Annotated in this window: 25 protein-coding genes and 1 tRNA gene; 10 read left to right on the top strand and 16 right to left on the bottom strand. The window is 63.0% G+C overall.

Annotated features, from left to right (window positions below):
* Positions 1 to 115 precede the first annotated feature (115 nt).
* The 5 genes from modD to ABNQ39_RS13390 are packed head-to-tail and all read right to left on the bottom strand — an operon-like array spanning position 116 to position 3,515.
* Positions 116 to 946, bottom strand: coding sequence for a ModD protein (gene modD, locus ABNQ39_RS13410; protein ID WP_376958040.1), 831 nt, complete (start codon positions 944 to 946; stop codon positions 116 to 118).
* 29 nt (positions 947 to 975) lie between these two features.
* Positions 976 to 1,971, bottom strand: coding sequence for a magnesium transporter CorA family protein (locus ABNQ39_RS13405; protein WP_109490515.1), 996 nt, complete (start codon positions 1,969 to 1,971; stop codon positions 976 to 978).
* Positions 1,968 to 2,873, bottom strand: a complete 906-nt coding sequence (gene folD, locus ABNQ39_RS13400) for a bifunctional methylenetetrahydrofolate dehydrogenase/methenyltetrahydrofolate cyclohydrolase FolD (RefSeq protein ID WP_376958039.1) — start codon at positions 2,871 to 2,873, stop codon at positions 1,968 to 1,970. Before folD ends, ABNQ39_RS13405 begins: the two co-directional genes overlap by 4 nt.
* A gap of 1 nt (position 2,874) precedes the next feature.
* The gene (locus ABNQ39_RS13395) at positions 2,875 to 3,228 is read right to left on the bottom strand and encodes a DUF167 domain-containing protein (protein ID WP_376958038.1); all 354 of its coding nucleotides are present in this window, start codon (positions 3,226 to 3,228) and stop codon (positions 2,875 to 2,877) included.
* A gap of 2 nt (positions 3,229 to 3,230) precedes the next feature.
* Entirely contained in the window at positions 3,231 to 3,515 is a 285-nt protein-coding gene (locus ABNQ39_RS13390; RefSeq protein WP_109095889.1) for a YggT family protein, read from the bottom strand.
* 317 nt (positions 3,516 to 3,832) lie between these two features.
* On the opposite strand from ABNQ39_RS13390, the gene ABNQ39_RS13385 reads away from it, so the two are divergent.
* Positions 3,833 to 3,908: transfer RNA gene (locus tag ABNQ39_RS13385), tRNA-Ala, on the top strand.
* A gap of 176 nt (positions 3,909 to 4,084) precedes the next feature.
* The gene (locus tag ABNQ39_RS13380; RefSeq protein ID WP_376958037.1) at positions 4,085 to 5,593 is read left to right on the top strand and encodes a DUF6538 domain-containing protein; all 1,509 of its coding nucleotides are present in this window, start codon (positions 4,085 to 4,087) and stop codon (positions 5,591 to 5,593) included.
* A 9-nt stretch (positions 5,594 to 5,602) separates the two neighbouring features.
* Here the strand turns inward: ABNQ39_RS13380 and ABNQ39_RS13375 are convergent, their stop codons facing one another.
* From ABNQ39_RS13375 to ABNQ39_RS13345, 7 genes are all read right to left on the bottom strand, one after another.
* Positions 5,603 to 6,529, bottom strand: a complete 927-nt coding sequence (locus ABNQ39_RS13375) for a restriction endonuclease (RefSeq protein ID WP_376958036.1) — start codon at positions 6,527 to 6,529, stop codon at positions 5,603 to 5,605.
* A gap of 4 nt (positions 6,530 to 6,533) precedes the next feature.
* Positions 6,534 to 7,409, bottom strand: a complete 876-nt coding sequence (locus ABNQ39_RS13370; protein ID WP_376958035.1) for a hypothetical protein — start codon at positions 7,407 to 7,409, stop codon at positions 6,534 to 6,536.
* Between the two features lie 14 nt (positions 7,410 to 7,423).
* Positions 7,424 to 8,167: a M48 family metallopeptidase gene (locus ABNQ39_RS13365; protein WP_376958034.1), complete on the bottom strand. Its 744-nt coding sequence runs from the start codon at positions 8,165 to 8,167 to the stop codon at positions 7,424 to 7,426.
* 4 nt (positions 8,168 to 8,171) lie between these two features.
* Entirely contained in the window at positions 8,172 to 11,195 is a 3,024-nt protein-coding gene (locus ABNQ39_RS13360; RefSeq protein WP_376958033.1) for a type I restriction endonuclease subunit R, read from the bottom strand.
* 24 nt (positions 11,196 to 11,219) lie between these two features.
* Positions 11,220 to 12,485: a restriction endonuclease subunit S gene (locus tag ABNQ39_RS13355; RefSeq protein ID WP_376958032.1), complete on the bottom strand. Its 1,266-nt coding sequence runs from the start codon at positions 12,483 to 12,485 to the stop codon at positions 11,220 to 11,222.
* The gene (locus ABNQ39_RS13350; protein WP_376958031.1) at positions 12,475 to 13,965 is read right to left on the bottom strand and encodes a type I restriction-modification system subunit M; all 1,491 of its coding nucleotides are present in this window, start codon (positions 13,963 to 13,965) and stop codon (positions 12,475 to 12,477) included. The genes ABNQ39_RS13355 and ABNQ39_RS13350 overlap by 11 nt, the downstream gene beginning before the upstream one ends.
* Before the next feature lie 109 nt (positions 13,966 to 14,074).
* Complete coding sequence (locus ABNQ39_RS13345; RefSeq protein WP_376958030.1) at positions 14,075 to 14,524, bottom strand: IS1096 element passenger TnpR family protein; 450 nt, start codon at positions 14,522 to 14,524, stop codon at positions 14,075 to 14,077.
* A gap of 98 nt (positions 14,525 to 14,622) precedes the next feature.
* Here ABNQ39_RS13345 and ABNQ39_RS13340 point away from each other — a divergent pair, with 98 nt between their 5' ends.
* Positions 14,623 to 16,053, top strand: a complete 1,431-nt coding sequence (locus ABNQ39_RS13340; protein WP_376958029.1) for a hypothetical protein — start codon at positions 14,623 to 14,625, stop codon at positions 16,051 to 16,053.
* Here the strand turns inward: ABNQ39_RS13340 and ABNQ39_RS13335 are convergent.
* On the bottom strand, positions 15,997 to 16,644 hold the full coding sequence (locus ABNQ39_RS13335) for a DUF6538 domain-containing protein (RefSeq protein ID WP_376958028.1): 648 nt from the start codon (positions 16,642 to 16,644) through the stop codon (positions 15,997 to 15,999). The genes ABNQ39_RS13340 and ABNQ39_RS13335 overlap by 57 nt on opposite strands.
* An 897-nt stretch (positions 16,645 to 17,541) precedes the next feature.
* Between ABNQ39_RS13335 and ABNQ39_RS13330 the strand changes: the two genes are divergently transcribed.
* On the top strand, positions 17,542 to 18,051 hold the full coding sequence (locus ABNQ39_RS13330) for a hypothetical protein (protein ID WP_376958002.1): 510 nt from the start codon (positions 17,542 to 17,544) through the stop codon (positions 18,049 to 18,051).
* A 6-nt stretch (positions 18,052 to 18,057) separates the two neighbouring features.
* Here the strand turns inward: ABNQ39_RS13330 and ABNQ39_RS13325 are convergent, their stop codons facing one another.
* The 3 genes from ABNQ39_RS13325 to ABNQ39_RS13315 all read right to left on the bottom strand — a co-directional run bounded on the left by ABNQ39_RS13325 (position 18,058) and on the right by ABNQ39_RS13315 (position 19,643).
* Positions 18,058 to 18,294 (bottom strand): hypothetical protein, encoded by a 237-nt coding sequence (locus ABNQ39_RS13325; protein WP_376958003.1) that lies wholly within the window; start codon positions 18,292 to 18,294, stop codon positions 18,058 to 18,060.
* Between the two features lie 220 nt (positions 18,295 to 18,514).
* Positions 18,515 to 18,826 (bottom strand): hypothetical protein, encoded by a 312-nt coding sequence (locus ABNQ39_RS13320; RefSeq protein WP_376958027.1) that lies wholly within the window; start codon positions 18,824 to 18,826, stop codon positions 18,515 to 18,517.
* A 235-nt stretch (positions 18,827 to 19,061) separates the two neighbouring features.
* Positions 19,062 to 19,643, bottom strand: coding sequence for a tyrosine-type recombinase/integrase (locus ABNQ39_RS13315; protein ID WP_376958026.1), 582 nt, complete (start codon positions 19,641 to 19,643; stop codon positions 19,062 to 19,064).
* A 500-nt stretch (positions 19,644 to 20,143) separates the two neighbouring features.
* Between ABNQ39_RS13315 and ABNQ39_RS13310 the strand changes: the two genes are divergently transcribed.
* From ABNQ39_RS13310 to ABNQ39_RS13285, 6 genes are all read left to right on the top strand, one after another.
* Positions 20,144 to 20,560: a hypothetical protein gene (locus ABNQ39_RS13310; RefSeq protein ID WP_376958025.1), complete on the top strand. Its 417-nt coding sequence runs from the start codon at positions 20,144 to 20,146 to the stop codon at positions 20,558 to 20,560.
* Between the two features lie 58 nt (positions 20,561 to 20,618).
* Positions 20,619 to 20,987 (top strand): hypothetical protein, encoded by a 369-nt coding sequence (locus ABNQ39_RS13305; RefSeq protein WP_376958024.1) that lies wholly within the window; start codon positions 20,619 to 20,621, stop codon positions 20,985 to 20,987.
* Positions 20,988 to 21,400: 413 nt separating this feature from the next.
* Complete coding sequence (locus ABNQ39_RS13300) at positions 21,401 to 21,763, top strand: helix-turn-helix transcriptional regulator (protein ID WP_376958023.1); 363 nt, start codon at positions 21,401 to 21,403, stop codon at positions 21,761 to 21,763.
* Positions 21,764 to 22,033: 270 nt separating this feature from the next.
* Entirely contained in the window at positions 22,034 to 22,405 is a 372-nt protein-coding gene (locus ABNQ39_RS13295) for a hypothetical protein (protein WP_376958022.1), read from the top strand.
* Positions 22,406 to 22,455: 50 nt separating this feature from the next.
* Complete coding sequence (locus tag ABNQ39_RS13290; RefSeq protein WP_376958021.1) at positions 22,456 to 22,845, top strand: hypothetical protein; 390 nt, start codon at positions 22,456 to 22,458, stop codon at positions 22,843 to 22,845.
* Between the two features lie 44 nt (positions 22,846 to 22,889).
* A complete protein-coding gene (locus ABNQ39_RS13285) occupies positions 22,890 to 23,330 on the top strand; it encodes a hypothetical protein (RefSeq protein ID WP_376958020.1) in 441 nt (146 codons plus the stop codon).
* Positions 23,331 to 23,341: the final 11 nt, after the last annotated feature.

Raw genomic sequence — 23,341 nt, 5'->3', positions numbered from 1 at the left:
GTCCGCCATCCCGTCCGCACCGCCACCTTGGCGCACGCATAGGTATTGCGGAAGCGCTTTCACTCGCAAAATCAGGAATTTCAGGGATTGCGGCTCGCTGCCGCAGTCTTCGCCGTTACGCCGGCCCCAGCAGTACCTTCACGTCGGCGGGCTGACCGAAGAAGGGGGCCGAGGTGATCAGCAGCCGGCAGCCGGCCGCAGCATAGGCGGCGGCGTTCGCCTCGGTCACGCCACCGGCCGGGGCCACCACCGGCGGCGGTGTCAGGTGCCTTGTCGCCTCGATCACCGCGCGGGCGGCGGCGGGCGGCAGCTTTTCCAGCTGGATCACGTCGGCGCCGGCCTGCGCGAAGGCCAACGCCTCCTCCATCGACCCGACCTCCACCACGATCTTCTTTTCCGGAGCCTTGCGGCGCAGCGCGGCGATCCAGGCCTCCGGAGAGTCGCTCAGGAAGGCGCGGTGTTCGGGGAAGACCAGCAGCGTTTCCGACAGGCCCAGCCGGTGCATCACCGCCCCGCCCGCCTGCACCGCCTTGACGCTGAGGTCCTTGGCGCCGGGGAAGTTCTTGCGGGTGCAGGCGACGGTCACGCCGGGGGCGGCCTCGACGATGCGGCGGGCGCGGGTGGCGATGCCGGAGGCGTATTCGACCAGCGTCTGCGCCACCTTCCAGGCATGGTGCAGCGCCCCGGCCGGGCCGTCCGCCTCGAGGAAGAGCGCTCCGGCCTCGACGGCGGTGCCGCTGGGCTCGACGCGCAGGACCCGGCCGCCGGCCCTCTCCACCAGACGCGCCGCCTCCTCCGTCCCCGCCAGCACCATGGCACCGCGGGCGGCGAAGCTCATGCGGGCATGACGGGCGGCGATGCCGAGCGAACCGGTGGTCAGGTCGCCGTAGGGAACATCCTGCGCCAGAAGCGCATCGAGGGCGGCGTCGGGCAGGATGGTCGTCATCGGCGGGATTTCCCTGTTGTAAGGTGGGTTTACAGCCAGCCGCGCCGGCGGAAATACCAGAGCGGGACCACCGCCGACAGCACCATCAGCAGGATGGCCATCGGGTAGCCGAACTCCCAGTCCAGTTCCGGCATGTGCTTGAAGTTCATGCCATAGGCGGACGCGATCAGCGTCGGCGGCATCAGCGCCACCGAGACGACCGAGAAGATCTTGATGATGGCGTTCTGTTCGATGTTGATCAGGCCCAGCGTGGCGTCGAGCAGGAAGTTCGCCTCGTGCGCCAGGAAGCCGGCATGTTCGGTCAGGGACCGCAAGTCGCGCGTCATCGTCTTCAGCGCGGTCTTCTGGTCCTTGTTCAGCCGCCCGCCGCTGACCGAGGTCATGAACACCACCAGCCGGTCGAGGCCGGCCAGGCTGTCGCGCACCTTGTGGGTCAGGTCGCCGGCCCGGCCGATGCCGCGCAGCACGTCCTGCAGCTCGTCCGGCTTCTTGGCCGCCTTGCCGAAGCCGCCGCCGTCCAGCGAATCGTCGAAGACGCGGGCCGACAGTTCGTCGATGCGGCCGCCGACCAGCTCCAGCACGTCGGCGACCCGGTCGATCACCGCATCGAGCAGACCGAACAGCGCGCTCTCTCCCGTCGCCAGCAGTTCCGGCTGGCGGACACAGCGGGCGGCGAAGGTGATGACCGGCAGCGGTTCGGTGTAGCGCAGCGTGATCAGGTGGCGCGGGGTCAGCACGAAGGTCAACTCGCCCTGCTCCGGATGGGGCGAGGTGGCGCGCGAGATGATGGGAGAGGTCATGTAGATCCCCTCGCCCTCGACATAGAGCTGGCTGGAGGCCTCGATCTCCTTCATCTCCTCGCGCGTCGGCAGATCGCAGCCGGTCAGCGCGCCGACATGGGCACGCTCCGCTTCGGTCGGACGCAGAAGGTCGATCCAGACCGCACCGCCCGGCAAAGGCTCGCCGAGTTCCAGCGGCTGGCGCACCACCCGCCCGTCCTCGGCACGGGCATGGACGGTGATCAAAGGGCAGCCTCTTCGGGCACCGGCGCGCCGGCGGCGCGGCAGGCCGCGGCCAGCGTGTTCAACATCAGGCAGGCGATGGTCATCGGGCCGACGCCGCCCGGCACCGGCGTGATGGCGCCGGCGACCGTCACCGCCTCGTCGAAGGCGACGTCGCCGACCAGACGGGTCTTGCCGGGCTCCGCCGCCGGGACGCGGTTGATGCCGACATCGATCACGGTGGCGCCCGGCTTGATCCAGTCGCCGCGCACCATCTCCGGCCGGCCGACCGCCGCCACCAGGATGTCGGCGCGGCGGCATTCGCCGGCCAGATCGGCCGTGCGGGAATGGGCCAGCGTCACCGTGCAGTCGGCCTGGAGCAGAAGCTGCGCCATCGGCTTGCCGACGATGTTGGAGCGGCCGAGCACCAGCGCACGCTTGCCCTTCAGGTCGCGGCCCAGCGTGTCGCGGATCAGCAGCAGGCTGCCCAGCGGCGTGCAGGGGACGATGGCGCCCGGCTGGCCGGTGGCGAGCAGGCCGGCATTGACGACGTGGAAGCCGTCGGCGTCCTTTTCAGGGACGATGCGGGCCAGCACCTTCTGGGTGTCGATGTGCTTGGGCAGCGGCAGCTGGACCAGGATGCCGTGCACGGCGGGGTCGGCGTTCAGACGGTCGATCAGCGCCAGCAGGTCGGCTTCGGCCATGTCGGCCGGCTCGTGATGGTCGAAGCTGTTCATGCCGAGTTCGACCAGCGCCCGCTCCTTGGAGCGGACATAGACCTGGCTGGCCGCATCCTCGCCCACCAGCACGACGGCCAGACCGGGGGTGACGCCATGGCTGGCCTTCAACGCCGCCACGCCATCCGCCACCCGCGCACGCAGGCCGGCCGCAAAGGCCTTGCCGTCGATGATCTTCGCGTCCGCCATGCTACTCTCCACCCTCGCTGCCCACATCGTCGATCAGGGGCGACAGCCGCGCCAGCAATGCCGCCGGGTCGCCCGCCACATGCAAAATCTTGTTCCGGTCGGTGGCGCCGGCCACCACGGTCAGGCTGGTCTTGGGCAGTTTCCACGCCTTCGACAACAGTTTTATGACGGCCTCGTTCGCCTTGCCGTTTTCCGGCACCGCCGTGACCGCCAGCTTGAGAACCCGTTTCCCCTCCCCCTTCGCATCGACCGTATCGGCCGTGCCGGTCACCGCGTTGCGCGACGCCTTGGGCGTCACCCGCAGCGCCACCCGCAGCCCGTCGGCCACCGCCTCGAAGGGGGAAGAGGACGCCACGGTCAGAAGCGCGGCCAGTATTGGGCCATCAGGTTCTGGATGAAGGAGATCGCCAGCAGCACGACGATGGGCGACAGGTCCAGCCCGCCCAGGTTGGGCAGGACGCGGCGGATCGGGCGCAGCACCGGCTCGGTGATGCGGTACAGGAAATCGCCGATCAGATAGACCGCGCGGTTGCGCGTGTTCACGATGTTGAACGCCACCAGCCAGCTGAGGATCGCCGACAGAATCAGGACCCAGAAGAACAGATCCAGGATGGTGTTGATGAGCAAATACAGCGCGATCATGCCGGGCCAGCTCCAGTGCGGTTTTGCGACGGCCGCGCGCAGAGGGTTGCGCAGCGGGCGCCAGCCTTTTCCGGGCACCCTAAGCATAAGCGGAGAGGCCTGTCCAGTACGGCGGCCCGCCGATCGGCCGGGCGGCCTGCGGCGGATCGGCCGTCCTATGCCCCGCCCTGCGCCCGACCCTGCGCCCCATCCCAAGCCCCCTCCCACGTCATCGCACGCACACGTCATTTTTTCTGAATCAGGCGCTTGACAGCACCCCCCGCGATGGACAATATCCGCGCCACGCCGGGGCGACGAAGACGCAACGGTGTGAGTGTGGGGCCGTAGCTCAGCTGGGAGAGCGACGCGTTCGCAATGCGTAGGTCGGGAGTTCGATCCTCCTCGGCTCCACCAATCACCCCCAAGATATTGATACGACACAGGAATTCGCTCGGAAGCGGCGGAATTCCCCGCGGTGTGACACCGCCCTGTCGCACGCGGCGTCGACCGAATCGCCTCCATCCCCTTCAATATCCGCCGTTTCAGCCCGCCCAGGGTGTCGCACATCCCTGTCGCCCAAGCGGCGTTCCATGGGGCTGTGGCTGCGGGGAGCCGTCTGGCAATTCCGAACCCGTGTCCCCGCCGACCTCCAGGGGGTTCTGGGCCGGACCCACATCAACCGATCCCTGAAGACCAGCAGCTACCCCGACGCCATCCGGGCGGCCCGTAGGGTGGCATTCGAGATTGAGCAGGACTTCGAGGCGGCCCGTGGGGGCACCGGGGGCGACCCGGCCCACGCCGCGTGCGACAGGCCCTGTCCGTCGCCGCCGGTCCCCTCGGTGACGGCCAACACCGTCCTGCCCGATTTCATCGGCCCGGCCATCCACATCGACCTGGACCTGCTGGCCAGCCGCATCGCCGAAAAACTTCAGGCAACCCAACAGGTCTTCGTGGAGACGGCTGTGCCCGCCGCTGAACCCGCCAAGGCGAAGACCATCCAGCAAGTCTACGACGCCTACATGGCCGATCCCGGCGTCATTCGGTCCGGCAAGACCGTCCTGGCTTACGAGACTGTGTTCGGCCTGCTGATCGAGATCATCGGCCAGGACACGCCGGTGTCCGACATCGGCCGGGAGACCTGCCGCGAGGTCATGGACACCCTCCGGTGGCTGCCTCCCAACTCAACCAAGCGGTACCCCAACCTGACCGCCCGTGAGATCGCCCAAAAGACACGCGACGCCGGTAAGGCATCCGGCCTCAGTCCGGCGACCGTGAACGGCTATATGACGAAGCTGTCCGCTCTCCTGACCTGGGCGGTCAACGAAGGGTTCATCGACCGGAATCCGGCGAAGGGGCTTGGCGTCGTGGACACCACCAATCGCAAGGACAAGCGGCAGCCGTTCACCCCGAAGCAGCTTCAAGCCATCTTCACCGCCCCGCTCTACACCGGTTGCCAGGACGACGACTACGGCTATGCCAAGCCTGGAGACGCCCGTCCCCGGCGGGGACGCTTCTGGGTGCCGTTGATCGGCTTGTTTTCGGGCATGCGGCTCAACGAGATCTGCCAGATGAACACTGAGGATGTCCGGGTGATCGACGGCACCCTGTGCTTCGTCGTCACGGCCGAGGCGATCAAGGGGACCGACGATAAGCGGCTCAAGACCGGCAGCAGCGAGCGGGTCATCCCGGTCCATCCGACACTGCTCGCAGCGGGATTCGAGGAATACGTCAGCGAGCAGCGGCGGAAGAAAAACGCCAAACTGTTTCCCGAGCTACTTCCGGCAAAAACCGGATATTATTCCGACGTTTTCTCGAAGTGGTTCCGCCGGTTCCTACAGAAGGCGGGAGCGTCGGCGGGCCGGACTTGCTTCCATAGCTTCCGTCACAATTTTCGCGACGCTCTCCGAGAGGCTCGGGTTGACCGTGAGCTTGCCCTGGCTCTTGGCGGTTGGGCCGGCGACAACGGCGACATGGGCTCGGAAAGTGCCGAGTTCTATGGCCGGGGGTTCCGGGCATCCACCCTTCTGGAGGCCATCTCAAAAGTCCGCTACCCGGAACTGGACCTTGGCCACCTGATGCTCGCCCCATTCCCGGCGTAGGCCCGGCTGCTACTCGAAGAAGTCCTCGTCCACCCTCTTGATGTGCAGGGTCTCCTCGATCCTGCATCCAACCTCGTGCCGGATCATCAACTTGGCAAGTTGGATTCCGTCGATCAGCACGATGCGGGTGCCCAACCGGTCGGCCGTCTCCCTGGCTGACGCGGTGAAGGCCGAGGTGGTGACGAACAGCCCCTTGGTCGCCTTGAACAGGTTCAGGCTGCCGAAGAAATCGCGGATCGCTCCCGCCCCGACGGTATTGCCGTCGGCATACCGCTTGGCCTGTACATAGACCCGATCCAGCCCGAGCGGGTCCTGGTCGATGACGCCGTCCACGCCGTCGTCGCCGGACTTGCCGACCAGAGCCTTGTCGAGTTCCGTGACCGAACCGCCATAGCCCATGGTGATCAGCAGGTGGACCACGGTTTTCTCGAAGAAGGCCGGCGTACCGGATCGCACCCGCTGAAGGATCTCTTCCGCCAAGGACGCCTCGATCCGCAGATGGGCCTGCCGCATAACCTCATCTGGAGTCAGCGGACTTTCGGCAACCGGCAACACGACCTCGGCACTCTCAGCAGCCCCAGCCGTCTCGGCCTCGCCGTCGCGGAAGCCCTTGAAACTCGGGAATTGCTCCAGGAACCGGATGGTGATCCGCTCCGGTGGTGAGTTCAGCACGTCCCGGCCGGTCGGCGTGATGCGGAAATGTGCCCGCCGGGTGAGGTCCACCAACCCGGCTTTCGTCAAGTAGCTCTTCGCCCAATGGACCCGATTGGCGAAGGTCGTCTGCCGCCCCGAGGGTAGAAGCTGGGCTCGCTCCTCCTCGGTCAACGCGAACACGTCGGCAAGCTGGTCCACCACATCGCCGATGCGGACCTCGCCACCCCCGGCGGCGGTCTTCAGGACGGGGAGCATCAGGGTCTGGAAATCGGGAATTGCCATAGCGTCATCCATTCCGATACTCGAAGGCCAAGCCAACAAGCTCTTTCAGTACATCGCTATGCTTCTTCACATCCCCTCTTCCGATTCTAATTCGATACTTCTCCCATCGAGCATCATATTCGAGCTTGTCGAGGCCGGCGTTATCGATCTTGGCATCAATTTCCTCTGACTTTTTTAATTTGATCTCAAGTGTCATATGGCCTTTCTTGGGCCTGAAAGTAATAAAATTGTTTGGTTGACCATTTCTGGCGAGACCAATGTAGAATTTATTGTACTTTAACTCCAAAGAAGGATCGAACTCCCTTACGATTTCCAAAGCATTATCTGCCATGGCAACCGTCTCTTTAGTTCCCTTTATCTGCTCCCAGTAAGAACGGTCAGTTGGAACTGCTTCTGCATCCTCATCTTCGTCGACAAGCCCTCTCGTCAGCTCGTCGAGCACCTTCGTGAAAACCAATGTCAGATGCTCACCAACCTTAAACGCCTGCATCTGAACTGCTATGATAGGCACTGTACCGTTAAACAAGGAAACAACATTCAGGAATCTGCTTGTTATGTCTTCTGCTACCAAGACGGCACAATGCTCATACTGAGGATATCTCTTTCTTTCGATATCCCAATACTCGATTGTCCGAATGATATGTGCTTCGTCAGTTGCTCCAAGTTGGAGCTCAACTTCATAGCGGCGTTTTGTCTCTGAATCTTGAAGAAGCAGGTCAAGCCGTCCAGCACGCGGCCGAATCCTCTCACGGTCCCTGAGAACCAAGTCCCCAAGCCCAAGTATGTTTGGATCATCTGCTATGCGATCCTGCACCCACTTCTCACTGTATTCTCTGTTGGATTTCAAAAGAATACGCTCTGGCTTCACGTAGCTATTCATTATCAAATTCCCTCTTAAATTTCTGGCTCCACGCGTCGCAACGTCAGGAAATGTTCGTTCTGGTCCAGCCACGCCTTCCGGGCCTCCCAGTCCGGCAGGATGGTTCCGACCAGCCCCCAGAAGGACCGGTCGTGGGTGCGGTGCCGCAGGTGGCAGAGTTCATGGACCACCGCATATTCCAGCACCGTCCGGGGGGCGAAGACCAACTGCCAGTTCAGGTTCACGACGCGGTCGATCCCGCAGCTTCCCCAGACATGCTTTTGGTCCTTGACCCGGACATCCTTTGGCTTCAGCCCGTTCGGCTCGCCGTGCCGGCGGACGAGGTCGGCGACATCCTGGCGGAGCCGCTTCCTCAGCCACAGCCGCAACGCCGATTCGATCAAGTCGTCGTGAGAGGCGAGAGCCACGGACCGCGGGCAGCCGACCAGGAAGCCGTTGCGGTAGGCGACGCTCACAAGTGTGTCGTCGCACGGCTCCACCCGCAGCCGCATGAGCCGGCCGCGGTAGGGGATCTTGGCCCCGCTGACGAACCGCCGGACTGCGTTGGAGCGGGCCATCCGCTCGGCCATGTGGCGGGTCTGCTCGTACAGCCACGCCCGACGGCGATGGAGCACGCCGGCAATCTCGTCCTCGGTGGCAGCGGTGGGCACGACCACCTCAACGCTGTCCGGGGTGACGGTTATGCGTGCCCGCGTCGCCGCGTCGGAGCGACGCAGGACATAGGGGATCTCGACGCTGCCGACCGTCAGCATGGGCATGGGATCAGACCTTGGCGAACTGCTTGAGGGCGAATTCCTCGACCTGTTCGGAGACCTCCTTGAGGTTCCCCAGGCCGAACTCGTGGACCAAGCCGCGGACCTGCTGCCGCAGCGACCGCCGCAGCCCCTCCTTCTCCTGCCACAGCCGCGGGGCGGTCGCATCATCCTCGTAGAGGGCGGCGATCCGCTCCGCCAGCCCATTCGCTCCATCCCCGGCGTCGAAGGCCAGGAGGACCTGGAGGATGCCATAGGCCCCCTGCGACATCCCGGCGTCCTCATGGGCGGATGCCTCGGCTTCCAGGTCCTTGGCGAGGTCCTCCGCCATCTTCAGGGTGTCGGCCCAGGAAAGCTGGGCACCCTCCAGCTTCTCCAGCAACTCCCGCAGCCGGTCGGAGAATTTGCCGTACTGGTGGGCGTTCTGTCCCAGCCGCTCGTAGACGACCTTGCGGAGTTCGGTGGTCTTGCGGATCGCCGCCGTCCTGAGGTCGTCCTCGGTCTTGCCCTCGACCTTGAAGTCCTCCCAGAACTCCGGGTCGGTGATGTGGCGGAGCTTCACCGTCACGCTCAGCCCGGTGGCGTCGAGGTGGCGTTCCAGCATGTCGCGGATCTTGCGGCTGTAGGACCGCTGGTCGAACGCCTCCCGCTTCTCGATGGCCTGGGTGGCGTACTGGAGGAACAGGGCCACCCACTTCAGGTCAGCGGTGAACTCCAGCACGCAAGGGTCCGGGCTGACGGCCTCGTACAGGCCGATGAACTCGCGGGCCGCCTTGCGGAAGTCGATCCACAGCTTCTCGTCGGGTTTCAGCCGGGCGACAAGCTGGTCGAACTCGGCCTTCAGGCTGTCCTTGTCCAGTCGCCCGCCGGCCCGCTTCACCCCCTTCATCATGTGGAGCACGGCGGCGTGGGCGGCCCGAAGCTGGTTGCGGAGGTCGTCGAGGTCCCGCATGGCGTTGCGGACATCGTCGGTCCGGTAGGAGGCCAGAGCCCTGTCCAGATGGGCCGACACGCCGATGTAGTCGACGATCAGCCCGTTCCGTTTGCGGGCGTCGGCAACCCGGTTGGTGCGGGCGATGGCCTGGAGCAAGCCGTGCTCCTTCAGCGGCTTGTCGAGATACATGACGGATTCGGCGGGGGCGTCGAACCCGGTCAGCAGCTTGTCGCAGACGATCAGGAAATCCGGCCGGACGCCCTTCTTGCCGAACGCCTTCTTCACATCGATCTCGGCCTTGTCGTCCAGATAGTGGGCGACAAGGTCGTCGCGGATCGACTGGGTGTACGCGTCCTCGCTCGGCTTCCCGTCCTCCTGCGATGACGAGTAGACACAGGCCGACATGTCCGCCGCCATCGCCTGGGCGTCCTCGACGGGCATACCCTCGGCGGCCAGATCGGCGGCGATGACCGCATCCAAGGCCCGCTTGTAGAGGATGACCGCCTCGCGGTCGAAGGCGACGACCTGGGCCTTGAAGCCGTCGGGTCTGGCGTATTCCTTGAAGTGGGTCCAGATGTCGTAGGCGATCAGGGCGATCCGCTTCGGGTGCTTGACCAGATCGGCGACGGTCACGCCCCGCTTCTTCAGTTCCGCCAGCTTGTCGTCCGGCAGGTCGGCGAACCACTGGTCGAACAGGATGTCGATCTTGGCCTCGTCGATATGCCAATCCGTCTTGCGGCCGGTGTAGTAGATCGGCACTGTCGCCCCATCGGCCACGGCGTCGTCGATGCCGTACTTGTCGAGATAGCCCTCCCCGACCACGCCGAAGTTGGCGTAGGTGTCCTTGTCGTCCTTCTTGATCGGCGTGCCGGTGAAGCCGAAGAAACGGGCGTCGGGCAGCGTCTTCCGCAGGAAGGCCCCGAGGTCCTTTTCCTGGGTGCGGTGGGCCTCGTCCACCATGACGATCCAGGTGGCGGAGTTCGCGACCGCCTCCTCGGACCCCTGGAACTTGAAGATGGTCGAGAGGGCCATCAGCCCGTCCGTCTTGCCGTCCATCAGGGTCCGCAGATCGCGGATGCTGCCGATGTCGGTCGGGTTCGGCAGGCCGCAGGCGGTGAAGGTGGTGGTGATCTGGGTGTGCAGATCCACCCGGTCGGTCAACACCAGGATGTTGGGGTTGGTCAGTTCGGGCGAGTCTACCGTCCGGTGGGTCTTCAGCTTCAGGGCGGCGAAGGCCATGGTCAGCGACTTGCCCGACCCCTGGGTGTGCCAGACCAGCCCCCGGCGGTGCCGGTTCTCCACCACCCGCTCGACAATCTTGTTGACCGCCCGGAACTGCTGATAGCGGCACATCTTCTTGACGATGCCCTCCTCGGTCTTCTCGAACACCACGAAGTGGGCGATCAGGTCGAGCAGGCGGGACGGCTCCAGCAGGCACCACAGCCCCTTGGACAGCTCGTCGGTGAAGTCGGCCTCCCGGCGGGGCCACGGGTCCCGCCACGCCGCGAAGAACTTCGACGGGCTGCCGGTGGAGCCGTAGAGGCAGTTGGTGCCGTCTGTGACGATGTTGAAGACGTTGGACAGGAACAGCCGGGGGATGTCCCACTCATACTGGCGGATCTGGTCGAACGCCTCGCCGGTCTTGTCCTTGTGGTTGATCGGGCTCTTGCACTCGATCACCACCACCGGGATGCCGTTCAGGTGAACCACCACGTCGGGGATCCGGGTCCGTTCGGCCTTGACGCGGAACTGGTGGGTGACGGTCAGCCGGTTGTTGGCCGGGTTGGTGAAATCGACCACCCGCAGGGTCCGCCGCGTCGCCTCCCCCTGCACCGGCCGGCTGAAGTCACCGCGGAGCTTTTTGAGCCACACTTCGTTGTCGGTGACCGACACGAGGTCGGCGTAGGCGGCTTGGGCGTCGGCCAGGGAGACGCCGTTGATCCGCTGGATGGCCTCGACGAGGTGGGGGCGGAACAGCACTTGGTTCTCGCCGTCCCGCAGGGCGGCATTCTCCTCCGGCGGGACGAAGCGGTAACCCATGGCCTCAAGGCAGGCGATGGTGGGTTGCTCGGCGAGATGCCATTCCATGCCCTGGGCCACGGTGCTGCTCCCTGTGGTCGTGCGTTATAAAGCGGGGGATAAGGCGTCGGCGGAGACCCGCTTCCGGCCGGTCAGGAGGTCGGACATAAGGGCGGACTTCAGCCGTTGCAGCCTAGAAATTTCCGCCTCCGCAAGCCAAAGTTGTGCGTTCAATTCAATAACACGACTAGAAATCACTTCCTGTTCAACCATGCTAGGCAGAGGAACCAGCATTTTCTTCATAGCAGAAACATTGAAGTGCTTTTGTGCCATCCCACCCTCAGACCGGAGAACCTGCTCTCGCCCGATTGGGCTGTTAATTAGGGCAGACAAGAAGTGAGAGTTCACCTCTTTTTGGTTTGGTCGAGCAAAAATGATGTCAATGCAATTTGCTCCCGCAAATTCAGGGGTAACTACGCAAGATGTTCCCGTATAGCCACTCCTGACAACCAGTACATCACCAGCTTCAAGTCGCGACTTCGCAAGCTGTTCGTTTGCCTCAGGCGAGATATAAACCCAATTTGAGTCTTCAACGCGACCTTCACGAACATTTGCAGAGCGGAAGCATTTCACGCCTTCCGGCACATAGTACTGGGCTGGCTGCACAACGATGCCAACACTGATACGCTGGCAGATATCGTCTACAGTCACGACCTCCCAAGCCTCGGGAAGCACCCCGATTTCCGTCTGCTTGAAGCGGGTATGCCTGATGCCCTTGGTCAGCAAATGGTTCAGCACGCTCTGCTTGACCGTGCGGGTCTGTTCGATAACCGCCTGCGTCGCGGCGATGGCTTCGTCCACGCTGGACAGGATTTCGGCGATGCGGCGTTGCTCGGAGAGCGGCGGCAAAGGGATCTGGAAATCGAGAATATCCTGCTTAGTGATATTAGGATCTTTGCGACTACTTGCAGCAATTTTCTTCCAAGCCGGTCGGCTATATACAAGACAATAGTTAAGGAAATGTGGAATTACGCGTTGACGGTTAGCTATAATTGCAGAGACAGCTTGGTTTGTTGCGGCATATACTTGCAATATACCTGTCCTACCAATCTGTTGGAATCCACCATACATGGCAACAAGAACTGTTCCCGGAGGGTGTATTTCACACGACGTATCAGCGACAGCTTTTTCTGTAATTCTCTCGGCGGTTTCACACAACAGCCCGTCTGTCAGATCGCCCGTCTTTACCCACGGATGGCCAAATTCGCTAAAATATAGCTCCTGCTTTTCTCTTGAAGGCGTCGCTCCTGCCTTCACACGTGCAATATCGCCTATCTTCACCAGCGGCCAGGATGCGGGGCTACCGGACATGTCCAAGCTCCTTCAGGAAGCCCATCATCCGGGCCTCGGCGGCGTCCCGCTGCTCCCGTAACTCCAGAAGCTTCTGGACCTCCTCACCCACGTCCAAGTCCTCCTCCTCCTCGGTCAGGTGGACATAGCGGTTGATATTGAGGTTGTGGTCGTTGCCGGCGATCTCCGCCATTGGCACCACGCGGGCGAGCCGATCCAAGTCGGCGTAGTCGTGATACGCCTTGGCGAGCGTGGCGACGTTGGCGTCGGACAGGTGGTTCTGGGCCTTACCCTCGATAAACTGCTCAGCCCCGTTGACGAACAGCACTTTCCCCTTGCGGTCCTTCGGCTTCGACTTGCGGACGATCACGATGCAGGCGGGAATACTGGCCCCGTAGAACAGGTTCGGGGCGAGGCCGATCACCGCCTCGATCAGGTCGTCCTTCAACAGGCCCTCGCGGATGCGGCCCTCCGCCCCGCCACGGAACAGGATACCGTGGGGCAGGACCACCCCCAACATGCCGTCCTGCCTCAGGCTGGCGATCATGTGCTGGACGAAGGCGAGGTCGCCGTAGGATTTGGGCGGGCAACCGTAACGGTCGCGGCCGAACCGGTCGCCCTTGCTCCACACCTCGTGGCCCCAGTCCTTCAGGGAAAAGGGCGGGTTCGCCAGCACCCGGTGGAAGGTCCGGATCGCCTTGGTGCCGTCGCCGGTCAGATGCTTCGGATCTAGCAACGTGTCGCCACGGGCGATGTCGAAGTCCTGGATGTCGTGCAGGAACAGGTTCATCTGGGCGATGGCCCAGGTGTTCAGGTTCTTTTCCTGCCCGCACAGGGTCAGGCTGCGGGCGTTCCTGCCCTGCCGCTCCAGATGGTGGAAGGATTCCAGCAGCATGCCGCCCGATCCGCAGGTCGGATCGTAGATCGACGTGCCCTCCTCGGGCCGCAGGCACTCCACCAGCAGCCGCACCACCATCTTCGGCGTGTAGAACTCCCCACCCTTCTTCCCGCCATCGTCGGCGAACCGTTCGATCAGGTATTCGTACGCCTGCCCCAGAACGTCCGGCTCCACGTCGGCGTTGCGGAGACGATGCTTCTCGAAATGCTGGAGCAGCTTCTCAAGCTTGGCGTCGGGGAACCGCTCCTTGTTGTTGAAGTCCACATCCTGGAAGACGCCCCGCAGGCGGTGATTGGCGTCTTCGACGGCGTGAAACGCGGCGTTCAGTTGTTCGCCGATGTTGGTCGTGTATGTACGCACATCCTTCCAGAACCGTCCCTCGGGGATGTGGAAGCGGTGCTCGTCCGGGTCGGCGGCCAGTGCGGCGTCGCCGTACTTGGCCAGCCGCTCCTCGTATTCCTCCTCCCACACGTCGCAGAGCCGCTTATAGAACAGCAACCCGAAGATGTAGTGCTTGTAATCCGACGAATCGATGGAGCCCCTGAGGATATCGGCGGCCTTCCACAGATGGGATTCAAGCTGGTCCAGGGTCAGAACGGCCATCGCAAGCCCAACGTCTCTTCAAAAGTGTGCAAGTCGGCGGCACTCTATCAGACCGGGTGCGGCAGGCAACGGCGTTGACCGGGAGCGGGGCTGCGGCAGGGTGGCCGGCTCAGTCCTCCTCGTCGAAATCCTCGTCGGGGTCCGGGTACTGGGGCGGGGCCTTGCCGACCGACGAGACCACCCTCGGGTAGCGTTTGCGTGGTTCCCGCTCGCCGACGGCCAGGACCTCGACCCGGAACCGCCACTCGTCCCCGTAGTCGAACAGGAACGTCATCGCCTTCCCGACCTTCGGGAACACCTGGGCCACCGTCGTCTTCTTGACGCTGAAGGAGTCGCTGCCCTCGCCCATGTCGGCGAAGAGTTCATACCGGGGCTTGGCGTCGTAGATGTTGCCGGTGAGCTTGGGGAAGAACCCGAAGGCGTGGTCCAGGTCGAAGGCGTAGCCCCGGACGATGGCCTCGGCGAGATCGTAGAGGGAGCGGTCGCTCGGGATCTCGATGTCCCGGTAAAGCTTGGGCCGAAGGGCGGCCCGGACGATGTGGGTGGCGGCTTCGGCCATGGTATTGTCCTCCTGTCGGTGCGGTGGCCCGCCGCGTTACGCCTGCGGCAGGCTTTCGCGGATATCGGGGACGCCGGCCAGAAGATGGCGTCGGGCTGGTGGTTGACGTAGGCGAGGGAAATGTACTCGTTCCAGTGATTGGCGGTCGGGCCGACCTTCAGCAGGGCTTCTGCATCCGCAGCCTTCCGGCCCCCGGCAGCGGCCATCCGGGCAACCTCGCGGGCGATGTAGTCCAGGAACCGCTGCTCCACCCCGTCCAGCACCACATAGGGCGTCGTTACCACCACATGGTGGCCGATCTCCGGGATCGGCGGCGGCAGCAGGCGGGTGTACCAGAGTTGGCCGGTTTCCCCGAGATACCCCCTCGCCGAATGGCACCGCAGGACCTGCTGCGTGACGATCTCCTTCAACAGCACCAGCAGTCCGTTCAGGCCCATGTGGACATAGAAGCCCATGCGGGACTCCTGCATCGGCCGGACGATGTCGTCGACCTCACCTGTGACTTGCATCCAAATGTGATTATGCGATTCTGCGATGCCCGTGTGCTGCTCCTGAGGTTCCGGATGATTAATAACATTCCCGTCGCAGCGGAACTAGAAGAGACTTCGCTAAGACTGTATTTTACCGCTTGGTCATCGCTGTTTGAGATCATCACGGAAAAGTCATGGGAGTATTTAGATGCCGACGACCATGACGCGATTGAGGACTACATCAGGTTGGCTCAGCCAGATCTTCAAATGGTATATTCATTGATACAGCAGTCTCAGGAGTTAGGCCTGAAGGCAAAGTTGTGCAGTGTTAGCCCGTTCCTTTTGCTTCTTGGCCAGGACGTACGGTCTTGGGCTAAATCCAACGCAGACTTCTCTTCATTTCGTACGATTGATGCATCAGACCTCATGAGGGTAGCTGATGCAATTTTCCCCGGCGTATTCTCAGAAAATTTCAAGCAGCAGTACGAGAATGTGCGAGGTAATCGGAACAAGATCCAACATCTCGGTGCTTATAAGGACAAAATTGATCCCATGGTTCTAGTTGACATATTGGCAAACCAGTATGCCGAGTGTTACCCGAATCGGAAATGGCTCCCCGACAGGCTTTCACATCAATCGAGAACAAGGTGGTCCTCGTTCTATGATCGTCGTTGGAATGAACGTTCCACCGTTATGACCGAGTTGCCGAAAGTTTTTGAGGCACTAACGAACCATCAATACAAAAAGTTGTTTGGGTTTTCTAAGAAAACACGTCGCTATGCCTGTATATCGTGCATTAGTGATGCAGGAGAAATGTCAGAACGGGGCGATATACACACGGCTACCCTGGTGGAAGGGGTGAATAAAGTCTACTGCCATCTATGTGAGAGCGAGTACGAGGTTCGAAGGATGCAGTGCAAAAATCCAGAATGCAAAAGTGATGTTATTGGGGACGACACAGAAAACGTGGACACGTGCCTGCTGTGCGAAAGCCACAACGAATCAAGCGATCACAAGGGCGATCTCACGGGCGGTCAGGTTGGGGTACCGCTTGGTTGAGTTGGGAGGCAGCCACCGGAGGGTGTCCATGACCTCGCGGCAGGTCTCCCGGCCGATGTCGGACACCGGCGTGTCCTGGCCGATGATCTCGATCAGCAGGCCGAACACAGTCTCGTAAGCCAGGACGGTCTTGCCGGACCGAATGACGCCGGGATCGGCCATGTAGGCGTCGTAGACTTGCTGGATGGTCTTCGCCTTGGCGGGTTCAGCGGCGGGCACAGCCGTCTCCACGAAGACCTGTTGGGTTGCCTGAAGTTTTTCGGCGATGCGGCTGGCCAGCAGGTCCAGGTCGATGTGGATGGCCGGGCCGATGAAATCGGGCAGGACGGTGTTGGCCGTCACCGAGGGGACCGGCGGCGACGGACAGGGCCTGTCGCACGCGGCGTGGGCCGGGTCGCCCCCGGTGCCCCCACGGGCCGCCTCGAAGTCCTGCTCAATCTCGAATGCCACCCTACGGGCCGCCCGGATGGCGTCGGGGTAGCTGCTGGTCTTCAGGGATCGGTTGATGTGGGTCCGGCCCAGAACCCCCTGGAGGTCGGCGGGGACACGGGTTCGGAATTGCCAGACGGCTCCCCGCAGCCACAGCCCCATGGAACGCCGCTTGGGCGACAGGGATGTGCGACACCCTGGGCGGGCTGAAACGGCGGATATTGAAGGGGATGGAGGCGATTCGGTCGACGCCGCGTGCGACAGGGCGGTGTCACACCGCGGGGAATTCCGCCGCTTCCGAGCGAATTCCTGTGTCGTATCAATATCTTGGGGGTGATTGGTGGAGCCGAGGAGGGTCATGAGGGGGCGATCCGCTGGTCGGGATGGCGACATTGTCCGGCACTGCCTACGCGGCGTCGAGACGTAGCTGAATTCGACCGGAAACGGTCACGTCCGCCAATGTTCCAGAGCCGTCTGGATCGGCCCCTCAAGCGGCCGGGACGCCGCTGCGGAGGGCACGTCGGGCAGGGGCAGAATCGAGCCAGACAAGCGAACGTTGCCCGACAGCGTGCGGGGATAAGGGGGCAAAACCTTATCTCTCTGAGAGAGATAAGGCTTGGCCGACTCCCTTATTGCCCGTCACCCTCCCGGACAAAGTCCGTTGTAATCCGCGACCGGCCGGCTGCGGGTTTGCTGCGGCGGAGCCGCCGGGGCCTTGCACAAGCCTTCGGTTGGCTTGATCGGCGGCGGCGAGCCGCCGCCGTGCGGAGCGACTGGGTTCGGGCTCGCGATGCTCGCCCGAGCCCGCGTCGCTCCGCGGTCTGCTTCGCAAGGATGAGACGGGAGGTATGGGCCGGTTTCGACCCTGGCCGGCCGTCCAGCCCGGTTGCGGTTTCGCCCCGGCTTGGGGCGGATCGGGGCCATGCCGAACCTTGAAGCCGACGCCGGTCTGGCCGAGGCCGATGAAAAGCCGGGCCAGGATCGGGTGCCGCCGTTGAATTTTGCCCCAGCCCAGGCCGGGCTGGTACCAGTGGAGGCGGAGCCCAACCGGAGACGCCGATGTCGAAGCCAGCCCAACCGGTCGAGGACCGGATCGTCGAACATGTCGAATACGACGCCGAGACGTGCTGCTGGCTCTGGACCGGGCCGATGAGCAGCAGCGGCTACCCGGCCTTGAAGATCGAGGGCCGGAAGGAACTGCTCCGGCCGTTGATGTACCGGGAGGCTTTCGGGGAGCCGCCGCCGTCGAAACACACCAGCCGCCCCCAGATCCGGATGACGTGCAGGCAAAGGACCTGCATCTGCCCGGAGCACATGATCGTGCTGACCGACGAGGCCCGCGAGCTTCAGCGGCTTCGCCGGCAGATCTTCCAGGAGGGCTTCCGGCAGTTCCAGCGAGACCCGAACAACCCGAAGCTCCGTCGGCTGGTGTCGGCGGGCTACATCACCTGGAAGGCCAACACGATCATGGCGGAACGGCAGCAGGCCCGCGAAGCCGCCGAGAGCCCGGAGGTCCAGGCGATCATCGACAGCGTCCGCCGCAGGGCGACCATCACCGGGGTGACCTGAGGCCAATCAGGCCCAGGCGGTATGCAACTGGTCCAGAACCTCCTCGGAGGTGCAGCCGGCCTGCACCACGATGCGGTCAGGGCCGTCCAGACGGGCGTCTAGGATGGTGACGCCTTGGTCTGCCGGTTCGAAGAAGGAGCGAAAGCGGACCCAGTTCGGGCCATCCAGAACTAGGACGGCGACATGGTCGTGGGGCTGGAGGGATCGGTGGCTGCGGTTGAAATAGACCTCGCTGGCCTTCATGGCGGAACCTCTGATTGGCTGGTTGGCGGGCGGCCCCGTGACGGGCTCCGGGTATTTACCGACCGGGTTCCCGGCGGCCGTCCCGCCCGTCCAGGACGGCCTGCATCGCCGTGGCCATGCCGCTCCGCATCGGCGTCGAGCCGGCGGACGCCGCATCCAAAAGGTCCTGGCGACCATCACCGGGTCGGCCCCCACCTGATGGGATGGGGGCCTTTGAGGGTCAGACCTCCTGCGGAAGGACGCGGATATCCCTCCAACGAAACTTAGCGTATCCCATGCCGCCGGGGTGGTCGCACCCCAAGGCAAACACGCAACAGAGCGTATCCCCGTGCGACAGCACCTTCCAGCGGGTGACCGAATAGAGCTTGTTCATCTGATGAACTTCGGCCCAGAACCGGTCCATGTACTCGGCCAGGATCTGGATGAAAAAGACATACTTCCGCTGGGTGACGGCGTCCCACTCGGCGGCTGCCTGATTCCCAAACTCTTTGTCGAGCCCCCGCATCCGGCTCACGATGTCCTGGTTGATCATCTCCATGATCTCCTCAGTGGTTGGTGATGAGGAGATTTTGCGTGACCCGGAACAGGGAAAGCGAAATACAAATATGACCCGACAGAAGAATCTCAGGCCCCCACAATCGCCAAGCCCCCGGCACCAGCCGTTGGACTTGTTCTGATCGACCTCGCCACCTTGCCATCAGCGTCGAAGCACCGGCGGCCCTGATCCAGGAGGTCCTGGACTTGCCCCGTTGCCCCGCCGACCGCCGTCAGACCAGATCGACGAGCCGCCGCTTCGCCTCGGTGTCGGCCTCGATGTACCGGCTGGTGGTCTGGAGCGACCGGTGCCCGGCAAGCTCCATGACATCGCGGAGCGACCCACCGACCGTGCTGGCCTTGCGGGCGGCGTGGGTGATGAAGGTGCGGCGGCCGGAGTGGCTGCTGCACCCGGTGAAGCCCAGCCGGCCGTAGAGGTCGTGGAACCATCGGACCACCGACCCCGCCGACATCGACCGGCCCCGCTCACTGTAGACCACCGGGTCCTCGGGCCGCGGCGTCCGGACCCGGTGCAGTTCGACCAGGGCGACGCGGAGGTCCCGGTTCAGCGGCACCAGCCGGCCCGACCCCATCTTGGCCGCCCGGTCCTCCAGGTGGAGCACATCGGCGATGTCGCCGTTGGCGTCCATCACCATCGACCACGTTACCGACGCGACCTCCTTGGCCCGGAGCCCCGCCTTGGCCGACAGGAGGAACATGACCGTGTCGCGGGCCGCGTTGCGGGTCCCCGACAGGTAGGCCAGGACCGCCTTGGCCTGGGTCGCCGTCAACACCTTCGCCTGCCTGCCCGCCATGCCAAACTCACCAGAAAAGCCGCATCTCAGGCCAGACTATGCCAAGTCCGGAACCTGTCAACGCGACCCCCAGCGTGGACCCGTTGGGAATCCTGGACTCACCATACTTCCCGGAAAATATGGTGAGAGGACAACGGGGGCTCCGGACTCCGGGCCGGCAATCCCGACCGGAGCGACAGGCCGGAGGCCCAACCCTGGAATCTCCAACGAGATGGTCGCCAGGATCTTCGAGCGGCACCGCCGATGAGCCGAACCGTCAAGGCCGACCCGATACCGGATCGAATGGCTCGTCGCAAACGAGGTCATCGTGCCTCTAGTCGCTTAACTGGGGACCGCCGGTCACATTGCGGTCACCAACGCCCTGATGAGAACAATGTAGCACCGGCCCCCCTCAGGATGCAGGACCAGACGTAGTACCGACATACCGCAGCGTCGAAGGGGGCTCGCTTGACAGGTTTCGAATCGGGTGTAGTCGAATGGGATCAAGGCAGGAGTAAACCATGCCCGATCCTCTCGATTGGCTCTTTGACCGATACGGCTGTCGCCCTCGTTCCCTCCAGAAAATGATCGAACTCGCGGATCGGCTCCCCACTCGATGGAACTCCGTGCAGGAGGGCCGCTACCGCGACCGCATGATCCGGCTGGCCAACACCGTGCTGGAGGTCTCGAACGACACCACCATCACCGACAGGCTCGCCGCGTTCCGTGAGCGGTTCACCGACGCTACCGCCCTGGAGATTCAGCGGTTCGTCATCTACTTGGTCTACTTATCGCTGCCCGACCAAGGTTGGCCGCAGCCCGTGGGGTGGGACTCCGAGGCCGGGTGCCCGCGGGTGTACCACATCGACTCGCTGCGGGAACACGCGGAAAGGCTCGTGCTGACATTGGTCGCACTTCGCCTTCGCGACGAAGCGTAACAGCCCGACCCGTACACCTCCTCTGCTCCACCGATGCGGTGCTGTGCGGGACCGAACGATGAAGCGGTTGTGGAAATTGGTCGAGTACTCCATCGGGTCCTGGGTCGTCGCCATCGGCATCGATCTCGGGTCTGGGAGTATCGGCGTCGGCTTTGACCTACGACCGACCTACTTCTGGGTTGAGGTTGGCCCACTATACTGCGATTTCTGTCATGACGAGCCCTGGCCATTCAGTCCGGATGAGATCCCAAACTGGACCTTATGCCTTCGCAGGTGGGTCGTGGGGAAGCTCGAAGCCCGACTCCAAATCGACTGGAATATCTGGCGGCTCGGTGTCTGCATGGCCGACACCTGTGACTGGGGCGTCTATGTCGGGCCGGCCAATCTCCAGCTAGAATACGGAAAACGCTACGCTGAAGACCGCTGACGCGGGGCACCTCGTCTTCAGCAGCCGTCCACTCGTTAGAACCCCGCGACTAAACTCCAGGTGGGATGGTTGTCGCCGACTTGCGACATCCGAACCGACTCTCCTCATGACAATGCCGACCACATTGAATTCCCGCCCGCCGGTTCCCGGTCGAGAACCCAAAAGCTCAACCGCAACACAGGGGCGTCGCCCGGCACTGGTAGGTCATCCTGGCCGGGGTCGCCGATGGCGATGATGTGTCGGCCTCCCGGAGGCCGCAGACCCGGATGCCAAACGGCACGACGGCGGTCGAGAAGCCTTCCCTCCCCATGTTGTGGTTTCCTTGGTGAAATATTATCTCGTCATCATGGTAGCTTCATGGTGCCTACCTCAAGGAAACCTGAACCTGCCCCGGTGTAAACCAGGGGTAAGGCATGGGTGGCGAACTCAAGGCTCAGATGGCAGCCCTGATCCGGGCAAGTCGAACTGGTCATGGCATGACCCAGGAGGACCTCGCCGACCGGGCGAACCTCAGCGTGCAGTCAGTGTCCGCGTTGGAGAATGCCAAGTACCTGCCGGCCCTTGACACCCTCGTGGATCTGGTTGAAATCCTTGGCCTCGATGTCACCGACGTGGTCTCCCCGTCGCACGTTCCGGAACACCGCCTTGCTCAAGAGGCCAAGGCCAAGTCGCTCCTCCGCCGGCTCGACGACGACCTCCTGATGGTCGCGATCCGGCAGATCGAGGCCCTCGTGGAACACGCGGAACGGGCCGGACGGTCGGCGAAACGGCCGTAACTCTCAACAGCGTCGAGTACCGTCGCGTCCTCCGGGCGTGATCTGAACACCATCGCGTCATTGCCTCCAGGTTGAAACTACCTGCCATCGGTTGGGCGGTAACCCGATGACGCTTCTTCCGTCGGTTGAGGTTAATGCTTGCTTTAACTTTCTGTGCTATAACACAATGGAAAGCAGGTGTTATGAGCGGGGTATGTATGCTCACTCAGGCCGATGGCGTTGAGGAGCCCCCCTGCCAGCCCACCGACGCCATTGAACCGCGAGCACGTCATGAAGATCCAAATGGTGAATCCCACCACGAAGGACATCAGAACCCTCACCACCGAGTTCGACTGGGTAGCCCTGCTGTCAGTGTTCATCTTCGGCATCCCTCACTTCCTCCGCGGCCTTGCCATGCAGGGGTGGATCATCGTTGGCCTGAACGTCTGTTCGCTGGTGACGGCTTTTCTGCCTCTGACGCCCGACGGGATGCTCATCATGAGCATCGTCGAACTCCTGATCTCCATTGGCGTTGCCATCGTGTTTGGCCTGAAGGGCAGCGAGCAGTACGCCAAGTCCCTCTTGGTCCGCGGGTATGGGTTCCGGAATCCGGACGGCGAACTGGCCCAGGCGGCCCGCACGAAGTGGTCCATAGCGACCTGAACTTTCGCTCCATTCCGCCAAAGGGACCAAACATGCGGGTAGTGTCGATCATGGTGATCCCCGTCCTGGCCGGCGTGGTGGGTATTACCGCCCCGGCCATCGGCCAAGACAAGTACCACCGTCCCGAGGTCCTGAACGCGATGCTGAGCGGGGACACAGGATCGGTGAAGCCGCGGAACGAGACCGAGAACACCGCGATGATGGGCTACACCATCGGCTTCCTGGGCAAGCTGGACAAACGATGCTCCGTATTGAACGACGCCGAGAAGTTCACCCTGGGCGTTGCCGAAGTCCTTGGAACGGCGGGCGGCATACCGCTGATCCTGTCGGCGGCGAACGGCGAAAGCGACGCAAACAAACTCGCCAACGACTACGGGTGCCGGTCTCGCGAAGTTCAGAAGATCGTCAAGGCGATGCTGAGTGCCGACCTGATCAAGTGATCTGGGTCGGCTCAGAGGGAGTCTCATCAACGATAGGGCCGACTATGAGAATTTTGATCGTCCTGATTTCCCTTCTGATCGCCACTACCGTTCAGGCCCAGGGCTTACCCTGGGTGACCGGCAATGCGAAGGGGTGGTTCGTCGCGACCAAATTCGACCAGAAGGGCAACAAACTGATCATCACCTGCGATGCGGCTACACAGGAGCGGGCGGCGGTGCTGTACCTGCCAACGATCCCTGTCCGGGGCTCTGGCGTATTGGATGTCACGCTCGGACTGAACGGCACGCTGGTTCCCGCCGGGTCCTGGCAGATCTTCCAAGGTGGGGTGGCCGCCAAGGACTACGCCGCAGTCGTCGATCTGGTCGAGAAGATGAGCGACGCATTCGTGATCGATGTTTATCTAGCTTACCAACCCGGAGCCAGTTTCGATAACATCGGCTTCGACGAGGTCAGCAAGGGGTTGGCCCAGGCGTGCGGCCGATAGGCGGGAGCCCG

The organism is Azospirillum sp. A26, assembly GCF_042604635.1.
Lineage (GTDB): Bacteria > Pseudomonadota > Alphaproteobacteria > Azospirillales > Azospirillaceae > Azospirillum > Azospirillum palustre.
Note: the sequence above shows the minus strand (reverse complement) of the source record. Positions and strands in the feature narration are given on the sequence as shown.